The organism is Mucilaginibacter mali, assembly GCF_013283875.1.
Taxonomy (GTDB): domain Bacteria; phylum Bacteroidota; class Bacteroidia; order Sphingobacteriales; family Sphingobacteriaceae; genus Mucilaginibacter; species Mucilaginibacter mali.
In genome coordinates this window covers 4,314,150-4,333,318 of sequence record NZ_CP054139.1, presented here as the reverse complement: position 1 = coordinate 4,333,318, position 19,169 = coordinate 4,314,150, and the positions used below count along the sequence as shown (strand labels likewise).

General features: G+C 47.0%; 17 protein-coding genes. 10 read left to right on the top strand and 7 right to left on the bottom strand.

Annotated elements, in window-relative coordinates; genetic code table 11:
- Positions 1 to 5 precede the first annotated feature (5 nt).
- Positions 6 to 266 carry a hypothetical protein gene (locus HQ865_RS18180; protein WP_173416269.1) on the bottom strand — a complete coding sequence of 87 codons (261 nt, stop codon included), beginning with the start codon at positions 264 to 266 and terminating at the stop codon, positions 6 to 8.
- Positions 267 to 472: 206 nt separating this feature from the next.
- Here HQ865_RS18180 and lpxK point away from each other — a divergent pair, with 206 nt between their 5' ends.
- The 3 genes from lpxK to HQ865_RS18165 are packed head-to-tail and all read left to right on the top strand — an operon-like array spanning position 473 to position 4,393.
- The gene (gene lpxK, locus HQ865_RS18175; protein WP_173416268.1) at positions 473 to 1,537 is read left to right on the top strand and encodes a tetraacyldisaccharide 4'-kinase; all 1,065 of its coding nucleotides are present in this window, start codon (positions 473 to 475) and stop codon (positions 1,535 to 1,537) included.
- Positions 1,500 to 2,315: a purine-nucleoside phosphorylase gene (locus HQ865_RS18170; RefSeq protein ID WP_173416267.1), complete on the top strand. Its 816-nt coding sequence runs from the start codon at positions 1,500 to 1,502 to the stop codon at positions 2,313 to 2,315. Before lpxK ends, HQ865_RS18170 begins: the two co-directional genes overlap by 38 nt.
- A complete protein-coding gene (locus tag HQ865_RS18165) occupies positions 2,315 to 4,393 on the top strand; it encodes a putative porin (protein WP_173416266.1) in 2,079 nt (692 codons plus the stop codon). Before HQ865_RS18170 ends, HQ865_RS18165 begins: the two co-directional genes overlap by 1 nt.
- A 218-nt stretch (positions 4,394 to 4,611) precedes the next feature.
- Here HQ865_RS18165 and HQ865_RS18160 read toward each other — a convergent pair whose 3' ends face one another.
- Together HQ865_RS18160 and HQ865_RS18155 are read right to left on the bottom strand one after the other, a co-directional pair.
- Positions 4,612 to 5,865, bottom strand: a complete 1,254-nt coding sequence (locus HQ865_RS18160) for a YdcF family protein (RefSeq protein ID WP_202020401.1) — start codon at positions 5,863 to 5,865, stop codon at positions 4,612 to 4,614.
- 82 nt (positions 5,866 to 5,947) lie between these two features.
- On the bottom strand, positions 5,948 to 6,589 hold the full coding sequence (locus HQ865_RS18155; protein ID WP_173416265.1) for a DUF47 domain-containing protein: 642 nt from the start codon (positions 6,587 to 6,589) through the stop codon (positions 5,948 to 5,950).
- Positions 6,590 to 6,732: 143 nt separating this feature from the next.
- Here HQ865_RS18155 and HQ865_RS18150 point away from each other — a divergent pair, with 143 nt between their 5' ends.
- The gene (locus HQ865_RS18150) at positions 6,733 to 7,620 is read left to right on the top strand and encodes a flavin reductase family protein (RefSeq protein WP_173416264.1); all 888 of its coding nucleotides are present in this window, start codon (positions 6,733 to 6,735) and stop codon (positions 7,618 to 7,620) included.
- 214 nt (positions 7,621 to 7,834) lie between these two features.
- Here HQ865_RS18150 and lysS read toward each other — a convergent pair whose 3' ends face one another.
- The 3 genes from lysS to purD all read right to left on the bottom strand — a co-directional run bounded on the left by lysS (position 7,835) and on the right by purD (position 11,517).
- Complete coding sequence (gene lysS / locus HQ865_RS18145; protein WP_173416263.1) at positions 7,835 to 9,556, bottom strand: lysine--tRNA ligase; 1,722 nt, start codon at positions 9,554 to 9,556, stop codon at positions 7,835 to 7,837.
- 281 nt (positions 9,557 to 9,837) lie between these two features.
- Positions 9,838 to 10,203, bottom strand: a complete 366-nt coding sequence (locus tag HQ865_RS18140; RefSeq protein ID WP_173416262.1) for a VOC family protein — start codon at positions 10,201 to 10,203, stop codon at positions 9,838 to 9,840.
- Between the two features lie 39 nt (positions 10,204 to 10,242).
- On the bottom strand, positions 10,243 to 11,517 hold the full coding sequence (gene purD, locus HQ865_RS18135) for a phosphoribosylamine--glycine ligase (protein ID WP_173416261.1): 1,275 nt from the start codon (positions 11,515 to 11,517) through the stop codon (positions 10,243 to 10,245).
- A 157-nt stretch (positions 11,518 to 11,674) separates the two neighbouring features.
- On the opposite strand from purD, the gene HQ865_RS18130 reads away from it, so the two are divergent.
- Positions 11,675 to 12,208, top strand: a complete 534-nt coding sequence (locus tag HQ865_RS18130; RefSeq protein ID WP_173416260.1) for a hypothetical protein — start codon at positions 11,675 to 11,677, stop codon at positions 12,206 to 12,208.
- A 68-nt stretch (positions 12,209 to 12,276) separates the two neighbouring features.
- Positions 12,277 to 12,642: a hypothetical protein gene (locus HQ865_RS18125; protein ID WP_173416259.1), complete on the top strand. Its 366-nt coding sequence runs from the start codon at positions 12,277 to 12,279 to the stop codon at positions 12,640 to 12,642.
- Between the two features lie 11 nt (positions 12,643 to 12,653).
- On the opposite strand, the gene HQ865_RS18120 is transcribed toward HQ865_RS18125, so the two are convergent.
- A complete protein-coding gene (locus tag HQ865_RS18120; protein WP_173416258.1) occupies positions 12,654 to 13,082 on the bottom strand; it encodes a helix-hairpin-helix domain-containing protein in 429 nt (142 codons plus the stop codon).
- 296 nt (positions 13,083 to 13,378) lie between these two features.
- Here HQ865_RS18120 and secA point away from each other — a divergent pair, with 296 nt between their 5' ends.
- From secA to HQ865_RS18100, 4 genes are all read left to right on the top strand, one after another.
- On the top strand, positions 13,379 to 16,693 hold the full coding sequence (gene secA / locus HQ865_RS18115) for a preprotein translocase subunit SecA (RefSeq protein WP_173416257.1): 3,315 nt from the start codon (positions 13,379 to 13,381) through the stop codon (positions 16,691 to 16,693).
- A 323-nt stretch (positions 16,694 to 17,016) separates the two neighbouring features.
- Positions 17,017 to 17,472, top strand: a complete 456-nt coding sequence (locus tag HQ865_RS18110) for an SPOR domain-containing protein (RefSeq protein ID WP_173416256.1) — start codon at positions 17,017 to 17,019, stop codon at positions 17,470 to 17,472.
- Positions 17,469 to 18,653 (top strand): M20 metallopeptidase family protein, encoded by a 1,185-nt coding sequence (locus HQ865_RS18105; RefSeq protein WP_173416255.1) that lies wholly within the window; start codon positions 17,469 to 17,471, stop codon positions 18,651 to 18,653. The genes HQ865_RS18110 and HQ865_RS18105 overlap by 4 nt, the downstream gene beginning before the upstream one ends.
- A 21-nt stretch (positions 18,654 to 18,674) precedes the next feature.
- Complete coding sequence (locus HQ865_RS18100; RefSeq protein WP_173416254.1) at positions 18,675 to 19,169, top strand: hypothetical protein; 495 nt, start codon at positions 18,675 to 18,677, stop codon at positions 19,167 to 19,169.

The following is a 19,169-nucleotide window of genomic DNA, read 5'->3' as shown; positions in this document are numbered from 1 at the left end:
GTGTACTATCGTAAGGGCGCATCTTTTGAAATTGCAAGTTCATAGTTCGGGAAAGGCATATCTGTTTCACGCGAAGAAATAATTGAACAAAAAAGTGCTTTTTTTGAACAAAAATTGAACACGCAACATGCTGATTTATAATGCAATGCATGTGTTTGTTCAGATTTTCGCTTTCTCACCACTGCCGTGGTTTTTAGGGATACTGACAAGCTTTCGCCACCATTTATAACAGTTATTATCGATATTTTTCTCAGGTTTTTACGCATGCCCAAGCCAAATCCGGGTTATCGACCTGAATACGGTGAGCAAATATCCTGTGTAACAGCGAAAGCCTATATCAGATTAAAAAGATGTGTTCAAAAAAATGGCAGGCGGTGGGTGGAGTTTTGGTAGTGTAGCTGTAGCGGGTTATGCGAGATTATACGATGACTAAACCGCTGTTGACCGTAGTTTCGTATCTTTACCCGCCAAAATGAAGTATTTACGCCTGCTTTTATTACCCTTTTCGCTACTGTACGGCCTGGTTACCGCCATCCGCAACTGGTGTTATGATGCGGGCGTTTTTAAAAGCACGGGCTTCGGTATCCCCATTATTTCCGTCGGTAATTTAGATGTGGGCGGTTCGGGCAAAACGCCTATGACCGAATACCTCATCCGGCTGCTCAAAAACCAATATCAACTGGCTAGCTTAAGTAGGGGTTATGGGCGCCAAACCACCGGTTTTATAAAAGCGGATATAACATCTACAGCAGCCGAAATTGGTGATGAACCAGCGCAGTTTAAGCATAAATTCCCGGATGTAAATGTAACCGTATGCGAAAATAGAGTGGCTGGCGCGCAGCAACTGCTTGCAGGTAACGATGTAATTATTTTAGATGATGCCTATCAGCACCGCGCCATTAAACCGGGCTTCAGCATTTTATTATTCGATTATCAGCAACTACAGGGTCTTAACCTGATGCTGCCGGCCGGTAACCGCCGCGAATTTTTTGGCGGGCGAAAGCGGGCGGATGTGATCGTCATCAGTAAATGCCCTGCGGATATTTCCGTTGATGAGCGAAAGCGTTTAAAGGGAATTGTAAAACCTTACGCACATCAGCAACTATTTTTCACCACGATAAATTATTTGCCCTTGCAGGATAAGGATGGTAAGGCTGCTGATGTACAGGTTGATGATAATACCACCGTGTTTTTATTGACCGGTATTGCTAAGCCCCAACCCATGCTCAACTACATTAAACAATGGGGCGCCCAGGTCATCCATCACAATTACCCCGATCATCATCGCTTTAGCTTAAAAAATATTGCTAAACTTGCTGCTGATGTTGAGACATGCCCATCAGATAAAAAAATAATTATCACAACAGAAAAAGATATGCAGCGTTTAGGAGAACAGGAACTGCTCCCTTTAACGCGGCAATTGCCATTTTATACCCTGCCCATCGGCACGGAATTTTTAAATAATGGCAAACAACAATTTGATACACTAATTAACGATTATGTTAGAAAGCATACAGCACACCGCGGCTTACATTAAAAACCGCATTGGCGATTTTGAGCCCGAAGTAGGCATTATATTAGGTACCGGCCTTGGCGGTTTGGTAAACGAAATTACAGTTGAAAAGCAACTGATGTATTCGAACATTCCTGATTTTCCCATCTCTACCTTAGAGTTCCACTCGGGTAAGCTGATATTTGGCACGCTGGCCGGTAAAAAGGTGGTGGCCATGCAGGGCCGCCTGCACTATTACGAAGGCTATAACATGCAGCAGATCACTTTCCCGGTGCGGGTGATGAAAATGTTGGGCATTAAAACCCTGCTGGTATCAAACGCAAGCGGCGCGCTCAATAAAACCTTTAAAAAAGGCGATCTGATGGTAATATCAGACCATATTAACCTGCAACCGCATAACCCTTTGGTTGGCCGCAACGAGGAGGAGTTAGGCCCGCGTTTCCCCGATATGAGCGAACCTTACCGCCTTGAACTGATTGATAAAGCGCTGGATATTGCAGCAGCCAATAATATTACCTGCCACAAGGGCGTTTATGTAGCCGTGAGCGGCCCTAACCTGGAAACCCGTGCCGAGTACAAGTTTTTGCGCATTATTGGTGGCGACGCGGTAGGCATGAGCACCGTACCCGAAGTAATTGTAGCTAACCACATGGGATTGCCAGTATTTGCCATATCGGTATTAACCGACGAAGGTTTCCCTGATACGCTGAAACCGGTATCGGTTGAGGAAATTATAAAGGTGGCCCAGGATGCCGAACCAAATATGACATTGATTTTAAAAGAACTGATTGCCGGCCTTTAATGTTCAAAAAAATTAAATACCTGTTATTGCTGATGGTGTGCTTTTTTGTGAAGCCCGCGTTCGCGCAGTTTACCAATCCCAACCAAACGCAGCAGCAACAGCAAAGCTCCATGTTTCCCGATACCACCACCCGGCGCCAGGTTAAACCCATGACCGAGGCCGAAATGATGGACAGCCTGCGTAAAAAGGAAGAGAACAAGCACGATTCGGTGGTGTTTTCGGCCAAATTTATCCGCATAACCAACGAGCGCCTGCTGAGCGACAGCACCCAGGTATTGCAGTTGGATACAGGCATTGTTAATTTTGAGAACTACAGTCCGCTTTATCAGCCCAAACACCCTACCATTGGCCTGGGTAGTTTAGGTTTAGCATCGCGCCCGCTGCTTTTTGAGCCGCAAAAAAAGGTGGGTTTTGATGTAGGTCTGCATTACCTGGATGCTTACATGATGTACCCGCAGGATATGACCTATTACCGGGCAAGGGTACCCTACAGTAACCTGCAGCTATACACGGCGGGCAGAAAGGAACAGGTATTTAAGGCAGTGGTGAGCGAAAATATCAACCCGCAACTAAATATTGGCGCTAAGTTCGACATCATCGGTTCGACCGGGTATTATAACCGGCAGAATGTAAGCGAGCTGAACGCGGCCATCTTCAGTTGGTACGAATCGAAGGGGAAGCGGTATAATTTGCTTACCAATATCTTTTTCAATAATCTAAAAGCGCCCGAAAGCGGCGGTATATTGAACGATAGCGTATTCACAAAAGGATCGTTTGATAAAACCACCGAGGCTGTACGATTGCCAAATGCAAAAGCCCGTATCACCAACAATGGCTTTTATTTGAAGCAGTTTTACTATATCGGCCATATTGATAGCGCCGCCCGGGGTAACGAACTGGCCAATATACAGCCTACACAACGGGTAATGCATACGTTTATGTATAACAAGCAAACGTATGGCTATTTCCAAAGCGGGGCCGATACCTACAAAGTTTTCCCCGATTATTATTTCAACTCGGTGCTATCTAACGATTCGCTCTATGTTCAGGATATCCATAACGAGTTTTCGTATAGTTTTTACCTGCGGCCAAAATCGGTAAGCTTTGTGAAGAACGAGTTAAAGCTCGACCTTGGTCTGATCCATGATCTGTATAATTACAAGCAATACGTAAGCGATTCGGTGCTGACCGTATTTGGTAAGTTAAGCCAGGAAACGCAGAAGCAGGCTGCCACTTTTCAAAACATCACCTTAAGGGCTAAACTGGGCTATAAATTTAGCAACCGGGTATTGCTTGATGCCGATTTTCACCAGGTGGCGCAGGGGCGCAACTTTGGCGACTATTTGTACGATGTAAAGTTTACCCTGGCCGGGAACAACAAAACTGGGCGTATTATATTAGGCGCCTATGCGCAAAACAACGCGCCGCCACTGGTAGCATCCAGCTGGATCTCCAATCATTACATCTTCCACCCCGATCTGAAGAACCAGAAGACAGAGAACGTATCGTTCAACTATATTAACGATGCCCTGCAGCTTGATCTGAAGGCCGAGTACTTCATGATAAACGATTATATCTACTTTGGCGCGCAGCCCGGGGGTATTGATGCCACGCCACAGCAAATTACAGCACCCATCAACCTGTTGAAACTAAGCGTTGAAAAGAAACTCACCTGGCGCCGCATCCATTTTGATAATTACCTGGTATATCAAAAAACCGATTATCAATCTACCCTGCGCACGCCCGAGGTTTACCTGTACAGCAATCTGTACTATGGTAAGCGTTTATTTGATGCTATCGACATGGTGGGCGGCCTTAGCGTACGTTATAATACACCTTATGTTGCGCCATCTTATGCCATTGGTATCGGGCAGTTTTATAACGGGGCCAATGTTACCTATAATTCGTATCCATACGCCAGCGTATACTTAAAGGCTACCTTGCAGCGCACCAACCTGTTCATCCAGTACGATTATGCCAACCAGGGCCTGCAAAGCAATGGTTTTTATACCGTGGTGCGCTACCCCATGCAGGACAGGGCGCTAAAGCTTGGCGTATCGTGGACGTTTTATAATTAGGCGGATTTTTTATTTCCCCTCTTGAGGTTATCGTGTTGGTCCCTCTTTTTAAATATGATTTGTCATTTCGAACCCTTAGTGGGAGGGGCAAAAGTGAGGCAAGGGTGAGAAATCTTATATGCGCAGCCGGTCGCATGTATAAGATCTCTCCTTACGCAACCACACCTCCCACCACATAGTTCGTTCGAAATGACAAATTGGTTAATAAAGGGAGTCAACTACCGCGGATCCAGCGGCTCTATCGGGTTAATTTGCAGGGCATCAACCAGAGGGTATAATTCAAGCGCGTTATCATCTATACGATTGCCTACTTTATAAGGTACATATTTCAACTCCTTAATGCAACGTTCGGCCATGCTGGCAGCAACTGATTCTACATGGCTTTTGCTGCTTACCGTGGCGAATGCCTTGTTAAACGGCATCCCGTAATGATAAATTAACCGGACAGCGTTACGTACGTTGGTGGTGGTATGGCGGGCCTGGGTTTCAACAATTACAGCCTTAGCAGGTACGTGCAGGTTCTCAACCAAAAACTTTTTCATTTCCACCGCTTCGCAGTATTTAGTTTTATAGGGATGCGCCATCCCGCCCGAAACGATGATGAAAGGGGCAAGGCCGGCGAAATACCGCGCGGCACCCATACGGCAACGCAGCATTCCGGTAGCGCTGATGGAAGTCAGCAGATCGCCCGGGCCTGCACCTAATATCAATATAGCCGAGTATTTGTATTTACTCCAGTTGGTTTGTTTAATATTTTGCAACGCAACCTTGTTCAATCCGGCACTAAGTGGTTCGAAGTTGGCGGCATCGTGGCGGCCGTTTATTTCCATAGCTTGCAGGGCGTAGGTAAGCACCGGTTCAAAAAAAAGTTTGCTGCCTTTGCACTCGCTCAGCGCTACCGAGGCCGCATCGAACAAAACTGCCGGATACGCCTTTGCCTTTACATTAAAGCTGATGGAATCGATATCGGCATAAAGGGGCTTTTTCCCATCGGCATAAACGCTGATGGCGTAGTTAACGCCCTCTGCATCCTGCTCCCAGGCTTTTACCAATTGTTGCTGCGGCGACAGGTTTTTGTTAAGGATATAAGCGCCCGATGGGATCAGGTCGTTTTTTACCAGCAGGCCCAGCGCATTGTTGGATTTATATAGTTGTGCCAGCCTGTTACCAACTATCTTTATCTCTTCATTGGTGAATTTTAGCTGGCTGGTGTAGCAGGCGGCATCCTTGCAATCGAGCGATGCTTTTATCGCTTCAACTTTATCCGAAGCTACTTTAGTTAATTCGGGGTCATTGATCAGCAGGCGTTTTACCTGCGGCGAAAGTTGTACCAGGTTAAGCAGGTAATAGTTTTTAGCCAATACATAGTTTTGGGCCTTTAACTGATATTTAGGACTTACCTGGGCGAAAACCGTTAATTGCAGGAATAGCCCGGCAAGCAGGAATAAAAGTGATGTTTTTTTTAGACGCATAGCAGATGTGCAGATACACAAATATGCAGCTATTTTTCAAAATCAAATCATTTGCACATCTGCTAATACGCACATTTGTATATTAGCTATTCTTTACCACAATGCTTTCTATCACCGTAGTTACCTGCTCGCATTTATCGGTAGTGGTTTCCAGCGCGTGCAAAATTTCGTTGTATTTGATCAGTTCGATAGCGTTTGGTTCGCCGGTCAGTAAGTCGGCCACGGCTTTGTTGTATACCTTATCGGCATAGTGTTCCAACGCCTTTACACTGTTAATGCAGTCGGTAATGGCTTTTGTGTTCTTAATATCGCTTATCGCGTGTACACATTTCTCCAGTTCCACGCAGCATTCAACAATCAAGCCGGCTAATTCTTTAAGCGGGGGAGTGATGCTGGCCGGCTGGTAAAGATTAATACGGCGCGATGATATATTGATAAAGCCAGCTACGGTATCTATTGCCCTCACCAGGCTGTACATATCGCCCCTGTCGAACGGAGAGATAAACGACTTGCCCGAATCGCTTGATGCACGGTGTGTCAACTCCTGGCTTTTGGCCCGCAGGCGGTTGATGGCGTTATATTGCGGCTTCTGTTCATCGTCGGAGGTGATAGCCTCGTGAAGTAGTTTAGCCATTTCCACGGCATTTTCTGCCACATGGTTAAAATGGTTATAGAACAGATCGTTTGCATTTGGGAATGCCGAGCGGTAGAGGCGTTGTTGCATGCGGATGATTTATGACTTGTAACAAAGCTATCATGTTTATGTTAATTTTATGTTAAGTTTATTTTTACGCAGGCTTTAAAAAATGTTACGCCCTAATGTGGCTATGATACTATTACCGTTAAATTTATACCTTTATCGCCAATATGTTAAGCCTGAATGTAGCCGACCTAACCCCTATGGAATTGCAGAATTACCTGCAATATGCCATAGCCCCGCGACCAATTGCACTGGTAAGCACCATCGATAGCGAGGGTAAAACCAATCTCAGCCCGTTCAGTTTTTTTAATATGTTCAGCACTAATCCGCCGGTGTGTATTTTCTCGCCGGCGCGCAGGGTTCGCGATAATACTACCAAGCACAGCCTCGAAAATTTGTTAGAGGTAAAGGAGTGCGTCATTAACATCGTGAACTATCACATGGTGCAGCAAACATCGTTAAGCAGTGTGGAGTATGCCAAAGGTGTCTGCGAGTTTGAAAAGGCAGGCTTTACACGGGTGCCATCTGAACTGGTGAAGCCGCCGCGTGTAGCCGAATCATTCGTGCAGTTTGAATGTGTGGTGAACGACATCATCGCTTTGGGCGATGGCCCCGGCGCCGGAAATTTGATCCTTGCCGAGATCAAACTGATGCATATTAACGAAGCCGTTTTGGGCGCCGATGGTAAGATCGATCAAACCAAAATGGATCATGTGGCCCGCCTGGGCGGCGATTGGTACTGCCGCGTTACGCCTGATAACCTGTTTATGGTAGAAAAACCTAACCGACATATAGGTATCGGGATCGATGCACTGCCTTATAACATCCGTAATTCATCGGTATTAACCGGCAACGACCTTGGCCAACTGGGCAACCTGACCGCTTTGCCCGATGACGAGGCTGTTAACACATTTGCCCAAACCCCCGAAATAAAAGAAATACTGGATGCTACCATTGGCGATAGCCATACCCGCGAATTGCAATTGCAGCTAAAAGCAAAAACCCTGCTGGTTGAGGGCAGGGTTTTGGATGCTTTGATGGTGTTGATGGTGTGACCCCAATGTCATTGCAAGGAGCGGCGGGGGGCTGTGCCTTGGGGCGACGCGGCAATCTCATAGGCAGGTCCTTGTTGCATGTCCTATGGGATTATTAATGTACTTAATTGTTTCTTTAAGGTATTAATGAACTCCCGTTGGTCGGTTGTCCACGCTATCGCTCGCAATGACAATATTTCTTAAGTCCTCCCCTTCGGGGAGGGTTGGGAGGGGTCTACTCAAACCACTTCATCACCTCGTCCTTAGTCGGCATAGGTATATCCAGTTTCAGTTTTTTGCGCATACCGCCCAAATCGTTAAATACTTTATTCGGGTTACCGGCTTTCAGTTCTTCAACGGTATTGAAGCCCATTTTATTAAGCACAGGTACCCATTCAGCAGGTACACCGGCGGCTATAAAGTCATCGGCAGTAGCCACTTTAGCCTTCTTTTCGGGGCGCATCTGCGGGAAGAACAATACTTCCTGAATGGTGCTTTGGTTGGTCATTAGCATCACCAGGCGGTCGATACCGATACCCAGGCCCGATGTTGGCGGCATACCGTATTCCAGCGCGCGTAAAAAGTCGTCGTCCATCGCCATAGCTTCTTCATCACCCCTGCCGGCCAGTAACAGCTGATCTTCAAAACGCTCGCGCTGATCGATAGGGTCGTTCAACTCCGAGTACGCGTTGGCTATCTCTTTACCGTTAACAAATAGTTCGAAACGCTCAACCAAACCATCTTTGCTGCGGTGCTTTTTAGCCAGCGGGGTCATTTCGATAGGGTAATCGGTAATATAGGTCGGCTGGATCAGGTTAGCTTCAACTTTTGCCGAGAAGATTTCGTCAACCAGTTTGCCTTTGCCCATGGTGCTGTCCACCTCGATAGCCAGGTCGCGGCAGGTTTGGCGCAGGGCGGCCTCGTCCATAGCCGAAACGTCGATGCCGGTGTATTTCAAAATAGAATCGTACATCGATAGCTTTTCGTATTCGCCGCCAAATTCAATTTCGTTGCTGCCTACTTTAATTAAGGTTTTGCCATGCACAGCCATCGCCACTTTGGCCAAACATTCCTCAACCATGGCCATCATCCAGATATAATCTTTATAGGCTACATAGATCTCCATTGCGGTGAACTCGGGGTTGTGGGTGCGGTCCATGCCCTCGTTACGGAACATTTTACCAAACTCATATACGCCGTCAAAGCCGGCTACGATCAATCTTTTCAGGTACAACTCGTTAGCTATGCGCAGGTATAAAGGCATATCCAGCGTGTTGTGATGCGTCATGAACGGGCGGGCAGCCGCACCGCCGTGAACGGCTTGCAGTATCGGCGTTTCGACTTCCATCCAACCCTGATCATTAAAATAACCGCGCATAGTGCTGATCACTTTAGAACGGGCGATGAAGATATTTTTAAAATCGGGGTTAACGGTTAGGTCAACATAACGCTGACGGTAACGCATTTCCGGATCGGTAAACCCGTCGAAGATATTGCCCGCGTCATCGCGTTTTACCACCGGAAGTGGTTTAAGCGATTTTGAAAGGATGGTTAGTTCCTGTGTATGTACCGATAGTTCACCGGTTTGCGTAATGAACGCGAACCCGCGTACGCCTACGTAATCGCCGATATCCAATAGTTTTTTAAATACGGTATTGTACAGGGTTTTATCCTCATCGGGGCAAATATCATCACGTTTGATATATACCTGTATACGGCCGGTGCTGTCCTGCAACTCGAAGAACGACGCGCTGCCCATAATGCGGCGGGTCATGATCCGACCGGCAATGGTTACTTCTTTATAGTTATCGGGCTGGCTGTTAAAGTTTTCGGTAATATCTTTCGCATGCGCGGTGACTTTATAAGCTTCGGCCGGGTAAGGGTTAATGCCTAAGTCGCGCAGATCCTGTAACGATTTGCGGCGGAAAATTTCCTGTTCGGATAGGGCAATACTCATATGATAGTATTAAGCGTATTATTTAAAAATGCAAAAATAGGGATTTTTTTGGGGAGATGGGAGGAGGATGTGCAAATGTGTATACTCACCCCTACGACGCTTCGCTGGTCGGCCCTCTCTTCGCTGCGCGGAAAGAGGGCAGGAAGTTCTTATAGATCGTTATTCCCTCTTTGCGCAGCAGAGAGGGTGGTCGGGCGAAGCAACGACCGGGTGAGCCTACCAGCTATGCATTACCATTAACCCAAATGACTCAATGACAGCGTAACGAATGCCCGAACGACCTACCCAAAAAACTCCCCGATATGCCAAAGTATTCCCGCCGGATCGTGCAGAAAACATTCCTTCCCCCACGCTTCAACCCGCGGCGGACTTACCCTTGCACCCGGATATTTGGCAGGCAGATCAAGAGCCAGCAGTTCCTTCCAGTAACGGTCCACATCATCTACCTCTAAAAACAGCATGGTATTATCCACCCAATCCTTCGCGTAATAATCCTGCAGGTAAAACGCCTGGTTGCCCGTTTTAAACACCGATAAATTATGGGCCAGCACTACTTCCTCAAAACCAAGGTCGCGGTAAAACCTGCGGGATGTTTCAAAATCCTTACTACCGATGAATGGTCGAAGTGATTTGGCTTTATGTTCCATCGTTTTATTTTTTATTCCCGCTTCAGGGGGTTAGGGGGCTTATATCAAATCAAACCCAATATCTTTTCTGAATGTTTTGCCATCGTAATAAATGCGGCTGGCATCGGCTGTAGCCTGTTGCAGCGCTTCAAACATGGTATCCTGCAACGAGGTTACCATCAACACACGCCCGCCCGAGGTAACCACATCTTCACCCTGCAACGCAGTCCCCGCCTGGAAAACCTGCGAACCGCGCATGTTGTCAAGCCCGGTAATTACCTGGCCCTTCATATAATCGCCAGGGTAGCCGCCGGCCACACAAACTACGGTAGCCGCAGTTTTTGGCGATATACTGAACGCCTTTTCGTGCAGGTTACCTTCGGCTACGCCTTGCAGCAAGTCTACAAAGTCGCTATCGATACGCATCATTACGCTTTCGGTCTCGGGGTCGCCCATGCGGGCGTTGTATTCAATGGTGTATGGATCGCCAGCACAATTCATCAGGCCGATGAAGATGAAGCCTTTGTAAGGGATGCCTTCTTTCTTCAAACCTTCAACGGTTGGGATCACAATGCGGTCTTCTACCTTTTTTATAAAATCAGCATCCGCAAACGGAACGGGAGAAACCGAACCCATGCCACCGGTGTTCAGGCCGGTATCGCCTTCGCCAATGCGTTTATAATCCTTTGCTTCAGGTAATATCTTATAACTGTTGCCGTCGGTCATCACAAATACCGAAAGTTCGATACCCTGTAAAAATTGCTCAATCACCACCTTGCTGCTGGCATCGCCAAATTTGGCTTCGGTCAGCATTTCTTTCAGTTCGTGCTCGGCTTCTTCAAGAGTGCTGCAGATCAGTACACCTTTTCCGGCGGCTAAACCATCGGCTTTTAACACGATGGGTAAACCGGCGGTGGCCAGGTAAGCAATGCCTTCATTCAGTGTGTCTTTAGTAAATGTTTGCGATGCTGCGGTAGGGATATTATGGCGCTGCATAAACTGCTTGCTGAAATCCTTACTGCCCTCTAACTGCGCGCCCTCGGCCTGCGGACCAACTACGGGGATATGTTTAATGGCATCATCGGCCAAAAAATAATCGTGCACGCCTTTTACCAGCGGCTCTTCGGGGCCAACCAGCACCAGGTCGATAGCATGATCAAGGCATATTTGCTTGATCCCCGCAAAATCGGTCACCTTAACATTAATGGTAGTGCCATATTGCGATGTGCCGGCATTACCGGGCGCAATAAACAACTGGCTGCATTTGGGGCTTTGGGCGATTTTCCAGGCGAAGGCGCTTTCCCTTCCGCCCGAACCGAGGATCAGGATATTCATAGTGAGGGCAAAGATAGTGCGAATGTGCAGATGTGCAAGTGTGCGAATGTGCAGATGCAGGATTAATGTGCGTATATGCAAATGTGCGGATGTGAATATGTTTTGAAATGGAATAATTTGCACATTTGCATATACGCACATTTGCACATTCAAAAACATGTCCCGAAGTTTACGCAAATACGAATCGCTGCCTGTATATCAGAAATCGCAGGAATTGTTTGACCTGGTGGATATCATATCCGAAGCCCTGAAGGAAGACGATATGAAAGAATCGCTACAGGTGCAAATGTGCAGCAACGCCGCGCTGATACAGGCCAAAATTGCCGGTGCAGAAGGTGGCGGGTTGTATTCGCTGCGAATGCAAAATGCCGTGCTAATTAAACTGGCCGTGCAGGATATGTTCAATGCCGTATCCTTTGCCAGCATGGTAAAAATAAACGAGGAAGACTACGTGCAACTAATGCGCGATAAGGTAGAAGAATTTCGCGTTGAGTTTGTGGCCTGGATCCGGGGTTTTGATAAAACTTACGATATCCCCGATAACTGGGCCATCCGCTTTGATACCAGTACCCCCGAACAGGAAAAAATGGAAGAACTGATGTTTGATGAGGACCGCTTTTTTGATGATTTTGATGAGGATGACTTTGGGGAAGGGGATGATGGGGGAGAAGATGATCTGGATGATAAGTAGGTGTAGTTGAGGGGCAATTTAACCACAAAGGGCACAAAGGTTTTTCACAGAGGACACAGAGCGCATCAATGGCAAAATATTTAACAATAGAGCAGCTTAGAACAAATATATCGTTGGGTAAACCAGTTGAACAATGGTTGTCTCATGAAAGCAAAGAAGACTACACTATCTTAAAATGGCTTCGAATCTATAAAGAAAGGGATCAGACGTATAGCGTAAATTATATTGAGTGTTATGACGATGGAGACGACGATTTTATTGACATTTACGAGTTTTCATCGTTAGATCCGGATGAACTATATTTTAGTAATTCTTTCGATTCGGTTGGTGGTGCATTAGATTTTTCAGTGAGTAATTATTCTGCCTCATTAGATAAGTTTGTTACAGGTGGAATGATACAGGAAGAATATATTTTATATCGTTCGTTGTTATAAGACACCTTAAATTACGATAATTTATACGGGTGTAACTCCCTATACGCTTTCCGCTCCTCAGTAAAATCCCACCACTTTTTATTGCTGCCAGGATTGTTGGCGTAATGCACCACCAGCCTAAACTGGTCTTCTACGCAGGGGTCGGTATGGTAGCCATTCATTTTTTCAAACTCATCAAATAACTCGGCGCCGGGGCGGTGCTTCAGGGAATCAAGGCTGTAATACCCTGCCCGCATCAAATCCCGGGCGAACATAATGCCGATAGATGGAATGCGTTGAAATTCTATCAGAGCTTGCAATTGCCGGGCCCGGTTGCCATGCGCTTCCAGCGCGGTTATTATCTCATCCGTAGCATAACCCAATAATACTTTCCGGGTGATACCCTTCGTACGCAGAATGGCCTTTTCATTAGCGGTTAATTGCAGGTCGATGTTTTTCATGTTTCAAATATGGCGGCAATTTAAATATCTGAGAGTTCAACAACAAAGAACTAAAGTTTACAAAAGGGGGAAACACTATACCTTAGTATCCCTGTTACCCTTATCTTCAGCATAAGATATCTCTGTGCCCTTTATGGTTAAATTGCCATTAATGCGTCCAAACCTTTATCCTTTCGCCTTTTACCTTTCACCTTTTCCCCATAAAACCTTAACTTCGCCTGCCATTATGACTTTTAAATTGCAATGGCGCAATTGTTGAAGGCATAACAGCATTATATTACCGAGAGATAACGATCATGCTAAATTTTATAAGCAAGCTTTTTGGAAGCAAATCAGACAGGGACGTTAAAGCTATACAGCCGATAGTTGAAAAAATAAAGGCCGCCTACGCCAAGCTGGAGAACCTGAGCAACGACGAGTTGCGTCAGCAAACCATCAACTTTAAAGAAACCATCAAAAACGGGCTTGCACAGATAGACAGCGAGTTACAGGCTATAAAAGACCGCATAGCCAACGAATTGGATATGCCGGTTGATGAGAAAGTTGCCCTGTATACCGAGCAGGATAAACTGGAAAAAGACCGCAACAAGGCGCTGGAAGTTATCCTGATGGATATCCTGCCGCAAGGCTTTGCCGTGGTTAAGGAAACGGCTAAGCGCTTTAAAGAAAATGCTACCATAGAGGTTACCGCTACCCAATTTGACCGCGACCTGGCTGCCAAAAAGACAAACGTTGTTATCAACGGCGACAAAGCCACCCACCATAATAAATGGATGGCTGCCGGTAACGAGGTAACCTGGGATATGGTACACTACGATGTGCAGCTGATAGGCGGTACCGTTTTGCACCAGGGTAAAATTGCCGAGATGGCCACAGGTGAAGGTAAAACACTGGTAGCTACGCTGCCTGCTTACCTGAACGCCTTAGCTGGTCAGGGTGTGCATATTGTAACGGTGAATGATTACCTGGCCCGTCGTGACTCGGAGTGGATGGGGCCGCTGTACGAATTCCACGGCCTTTCGGTTGATTGTATAGATAAACACGAACCCAATAGCGAGGAACGCCGCAACGCCTACCTGGCCGATATCACCTTCGGTACCAATAATGAATTTGGTTTCGATTACCTGCGTGACAATATGACACGCAGTCCCGAAGAACTGGTTCAGCGTAAATCGCACTACGCCATGGTGGATGAGGTTGACTCGGTACTGATTGACGACGCCCGTACCCCATTAATTATATCAGGCCCTATCCCGCGTGGTGATGAGCACGAATTTTACGAGTTGAAACCACGCATCGAGCGTTTGGTGAATGCCCAGAAGAACTACATTAACGGCGTACTGAACGAAGCCAAGAAGCAAATTAACGATGGCAAAACTGATGCCGATACCGGCGGTTTGGCTTTATTACGCGCCCACCGCGGTTTGCCAAAAAGCAAAGCATTAATTAAGTTCCTGAGCGAGGGCGGCAACCGTACCGTGCTGCAAAAAACAGAGAACCACTACATGCAGGACCAGGGGAAGGAAATGCCTAAAGTGGATAGCGACCTGTTCTTTGTGATTGACGAGAAGAACAACCAGGTTGAACTAACTGAAAAAGGTATCGAACTGATCACCACATCGGGCGAGGACCCGCACTTTTTTGTGATGCCTGATGTAGGTACCGAAATTGCCGAGATCGAAAAATCGACCCTGACTGCTGATGAAAAGGTAGCTAAGAAGGATGAGTTGATGCGCGATTTCTCTATCAAATCAGAGCGGATCCACTCGGTTAACCAGTTACTGAAAGCCTATACTTTGTTTGAAAAGGATACCGAATATATTCTTGATGAAGGCAAGGTTAAAATTGTAGACGAGCAAACCGGCCGTGTACTGGATGGCCGCCGCTACAGCGATGGCTTGCACCAGGCTATCGAAGCTAAAGAGAATGTAAAGGTAGAGGATGCTACCCAAACCTTCGCTACCATCACCCTGCAAAACTACTTCCGTATGTACCACAAGCTTTGCGGTATGACGGGTACTGCCGTAACCGAAGCAGGTGAGTTTTGGGAAATTTATAAGCTGGACGTGGTAGAGATCCCAACCAACAGCAATATTCAACGCGATGACCGCCAGGATCTGGTATACCGCACCGTGCGCGAAAAATTCAACGCCGTTGCGGATGAAATTACTAAACTAACCCAGGAAGGCCGCCCGGTACTGGTTGGTACTACATCGGTTGATATATCTGAATTATTGAGCCGCATGCTTAAGCTGCGTGGCATCAAGCATAATGTACTGAACGCCAAAATGCACCAAAAGGAGGCGGAGATAGTTGCTGAAGCTGGTAAGGCAGGCACCGTAACCATCGCCACCAACATGGCTGGTCGTGGTACGGATATTAAATTAGGCCCAGGCGTAAAAGAGGCCGGTGGTTTAGCCATTGTAGGTACCGAGCGCCACGAAAGCCGCCGTGTCGATCGCCAGTTGCGTGGTCGTTCAGGCCGCCAGGGCGATCCGGGTTCTTCACAATTTTTCGTATCGTTAGAGGATAACCTGATGCGTTTATTCGGCTCGGAGCGTATCGCCAGCCTGATGGTGCGCATGGGTATCGAAGATGGCGAAGTGATCCAGCATTCGATGATCTCGAAATCTATCGAACGTGCCCAGAAGAAGGTAGAAGAGAACAACTTCGGTATCCGTAAGCGTTTGCTGGAGTATGATGACGTAATGAACTCGCAGCGTACCGTTATTTATGCAAAACGTAAAAACGCGCTGTTTGGCGATAGGCTGGATGTAGATATCAACAATACCATTTTTGATGTGGTTGAAGATATCGTAACCGAATACAAGGAGCAAAATAATTACGAAGGCTTCCATATCGAAATGATCCGTGTGTTCTCGGTAGATGTGGATAGCTCGCAGGAAGAATTTGCAGGCATGTCTGCTAACCAACTGGTCGATCAGACATTTGCCCTGGTGAATGAGTTCTACAAGCGCAAAGCCGAAGGCATTGCCGCCCAGGCTTACCCGGTATTAAAGGATGTTTTAGCCACCCGTGGCGATATGGTAGAAGATATCATTGTTCCGTTTACCGATGGTATCCACGGCATACAGGTAGTTGTTCCGCTAAGGAAGGCGGTAGAAAATCGCGGTGCCGAGGTATTTAAATCGTTCGAGAAAAACGTAACGCTGTACCTGATAGACGACGCATGGAAAGAGCACCTGCGCGAAATGGACGAACTGAAGCAATCGGTACAGAACGCAGTTTACGAACAAAAAGACCCCTTACTGGTTTATAAATTCGAAGCGTTCGAACTATTCCGCCAGATGTTGACCAATGTTAACAAAGAACTGGTAAGCTTCCTGTTCCGTGGCGTGATCCCGGTACAACAGGCGCCTGACGAAGTGCGCGAGGCCGTTCCGCAACCACCAAGCATTGATATGCGTAAAATGCGCACCTCAAAACCAGAAATGGTAAGCGAAAGCGGTATGCCGATGGACGACTTCGATACCCGCGAACCACAAAAGCAAATGCCCGTAAAAGCCGAGCAAAAGATCGGCCGTAACGACCCTTGCCCATGCGGTAGCGGTAAGAAATACAAAAACTGCCACGGCGTAGGCCAGGCGTAAGCCGGATGTGCAAATGCGTGGATATGCGGATATGCAAATGATGTAATTGTCATTGCGAGTAGCGTAGCGACGCGGCAATGGCCGCCTGCAGGCCTTAGCCACAGGGCTGGTATCCGCTCTAATCGGGTTTCGGTTGAGCAGGTAGCGTAAACAGAATAACCAGACTTACGAAGTTTTTAAAACTTCGTAAGTCTTACAAAAAGCATGGTGGTCTGTGGAGACACAGACCACGGGTATAAAATCGGTGCCTGTGTCCTCACAGGCACCTTTAATTTTAATATTAAAAAAGCCTCCCCCTCGGGGAGGTTGGAGGGGTGATCACCATGAAACAAACAGCATCATATTACCAGGCTTTAAGCAAGATAATAGGGTGCTGTTTGCTTTTTACACTGCTGGCTACAACCACCAAAGCACAAACCCGCGGCAAGGTAGAAGTAGATAAAGACCCGCGCATCGACACCCTCGCTGCCCGTAAACTGGAAAAAGGTAGTTCAGCCGGAAGCGTCGCTTCAACAGGCTACAGCGGTATTTCTACCGATGGCTACCGGGTGCAATTCTTCAGCGGCTCCAGCCGTGATGATGCTTATGCCGCGCAGGAGCGCTTCAGGCAAAAGTATCCTGATATCCGTACCTACGTCAGCTATCGCGAACCCAGCTTTAAAGTACACGCCGGCGATTTCCGCACCCGTATGGAAGCCGCCAAACTGATGCAGGAACTGCGTGGTAAGTTCACCAGCCTGTTCATTATATCCGAAAAGATCAATCCCCCAGAAAAATGATAAAAGAGCAGATCCAACAGCTTGCCAAAAATATATTCAGCGATGTTGTAGCTAATCGCCGCCACCTGCACAGTCATCCCGAGTTAAGCTTTCAGGAGGTAGAAACATCGGCCTATGTAGCTGCAAAACTGGATGCCTTGGGCATACCCTACCAGCGCATGGCCGACAACGGCCTGGTGGGCCTGATACAGGGCAACAAGCCCGGCAATAAGGTAGTAGCCCTTCGCGGCGATATGGACGCGCTGCCGATTACCGAAGCTAATGATGTACCCTACAAATCGCAAAATGTAGGGGTGATGCATGCCTGCGGTCATGATGTACACACATCATCTCTGCTGGGCACGGCAACCATCTTAAATTCGCTGAAAGATGAGTTTGGCGGAACGGTAAAACTGATCTTTCAACCGGCTGAAGAGAAGCTGCCGGGCGGCGCCAGTCTGATGATAAAAGAGGGGGTACTGGAAAATCCAAAGCCACAGGCCGTGATTGGCCAGCACGTAATGCCGCTGATAGATGCCGGCAAGGTAGGTTTCCGTTCGGGCAAGTATATGGCCAGCACCGATGAGCTTTATGTTACCGTAAAGGGTAAAGGCGGCCACGGCGCGCAGCCCCAGCAAAATATCGACCCGGTGATCATCACCGCGCATATCCTTACCGCCCTGCAACAGGTAGTAAGCCGCTTTGCCGACCCTAAAAGCCCTTCGGTACTGTCGTTCGGTAAAGTGATCGCTAACGGTGCTACTAATGTGATCCCCAACGAGGTTTACCTTGAAGGTACCTTCCGCACCATGGATGAAGCCTGGCGTAAAGAGGCCCACATCAAAATGAAAAAAATGGCTGAAGGCATTGCCGAGAGTATGGGCGGCAGTTGCGATTTTAATATTATGCACGGCTACCCTTTCCTTATTAACGAACCTGTACTTACCGCCGCTGCCCGCACAAGCGCCGAAGAATACCTGGGCAAGGAAAACGTGGTCGATCTGGATATCTGGATGGCTGCCGAGGATTTTGCCTACTACTCGCAGGTAGCCGATAGCTGCTTTTATCGCTTAGGTACCCGTAACGAAGCCCGCGGTATCACTTCATCAGTACATACGCCAACCTTTGATGTGGAAGAATCAGCGCTTGAATTAAGTACAGGTTTGATGGCGTATATTGCGGTGAAACAATTAGAAGATTAAAATATCATCAGCGAAACCTTCATGAAAAAATTAGTAACACTTTGTTTATTGATCTTTACCATTTTTAGTGCCGGGTATGGCCAAACAATAGAAAAAATAGCTATTCCTGTTCTAAAAGAAGATCCAAAAGTCGATAAGTTAATGGATATTATATTAGGGGCAAAAAAAGCCGTTGATCAGAATACTTCATATATACTCGAATTATTTAAAGGCAATGATGGCTCGTATGCCTACCAGGTAAAAAAAATTGACAAAGCAGACATTAATATCATGGTCAATCAACGGATAGGCAGGCTTGATATGGGTTGCTTCAAGTATAGGAAGTATGATATTATTGTTTGGACCAATAGCGACTTCTCTGACCTTATCACTAAAACATCCCAATCCATAACGTTAGATACTGTATATAAGTTAGGATCTGTATCATCGAAAACACCACGTGACTTTGATGTTTGGCATTATTTGTACCAAAACGGTCGTTTTGTTACAGAGGATGGCCCACCATCTATAAACTAA

Excerpts from the sequence above, each read along its gene's own strand:
- HQ865_RS18120 (WP_173416258.1), bottom strand. The coding sequence starts at position 13,082 with ATGAAAAACATCGACCTGCAATTAACCGCTAATGAAAAGGCCATTCTG.
- HQ865_RS18155 (WP_173416265.1), bottom strand. The coding sequence starts at position 6,589 with ATGCAACAACGCCTCTACCGCTCGGCATTCCCAAATGCAAACGATCTG.
- HQ865_RS18150 (WP_173416264.1), top strand. The coding sequence starts at position 6,733 with ATGTTAAGCCTGAATGTAGCCGACCTAACCCCTATGGAATTGCAGAAT.
- HQ865_RS18130 (WP_173416260.1), top strand. The coding sequence starts at position 11,675 with ATGTCCCGAAGTTTACGCAAATACGAATCGCTGCCTGTATATCAGAAA.
- lysS (WP_173416263.1), bottom strand. The coding sequence starts at position 9,556 with ATGAGTATTGCCCTATCCGAACAGGAAATTTTCCGCCGCAAATCGTTA.
- HQ865_RS18170 (WP_173416267.1), top strand. The coding sequence starts at position 1,500 with ATGTTAGAAAGCATACAGCACACCGCGGCTTACATTAAAAACCGCATT.
- HQ865_RS18110 (WP_173416256.1), top strand. The coding sequence starts at position 17,017 with ATGAAACAAACAGCATCATATTACCAGGCTTTAAGCAAGATAATAGGG.
- HQ865_RS18140 (WP_173416262.1), bottom strand. The coding sequence starts at position 10,203 with ATGGAACATAAAGCCAAATCACTTCGACCATTCATCGGTAGTAAGGAT.
- purD (WP_173416261.1), bottom strand. The coding sequence starts at position 11,517 with ATGAATATCCTGATCCTCGGTTCGGGCGGAAGGGAAAGCGCCTTCGCC.
- HQ865_RS18165 (WP_173416266.1), top strand. The coding sequence starts at position 2,315 with ATGTTCAAAAAAATTAAATACCTGTTATTGCTGATGGTGTGCTTTTTT.
- HQ865_RS18125 (WP_173416259.1), top strand. The coding sequence starts at position 12,277 with ATGGCAAAATATTTAACAATAGAGCAGCTTAGAACAAATATATCGTTG.
- HQ865_RS18180 (WP_173416269.1), bottom strand. The coding sequence starts at position 266 with ATGCGTAAAAACCTGAGAAAAATATCGATAATAACTGTTATAAATGGT.
- HQ865_RS18105 (WP_173416255.1), top strand. The coding sequence starts at position 17,469 with ATGATAAAAGAGCAGATCCAACAGCTTGCCAAAAATATATTCAGCGAT.
- lpxK (WP_173416268.1), top strand. The coding sequence starts at position 473 with ATGAAGTATTTACGCCTGCTTTTATTACCCTTTTCGCTACTGTACGGC.
- HQ865_RS18100 (WP_173416254.1), top strand. The coding sequence starts at position 18,675 with ATGAAAAAATTAGTAACACTTTGTTTATTGATCTTTACCATTTTTAGT.
- secA (WP_173416257.1), top strand. The coding sequence starts at position 13,379 with ATGCTAAATTTTATAAGCAAGCTTTTTGGAAGCAAATCAGACAGGGAC.
- HQ865_RS18160 (WP_202020401.1), bottom strand. The coding sequence starts at position 5,865 with ATGCGTCTAAAAAAAACATCACTTTTATTCCTGCTTGCCGGGCTATTC.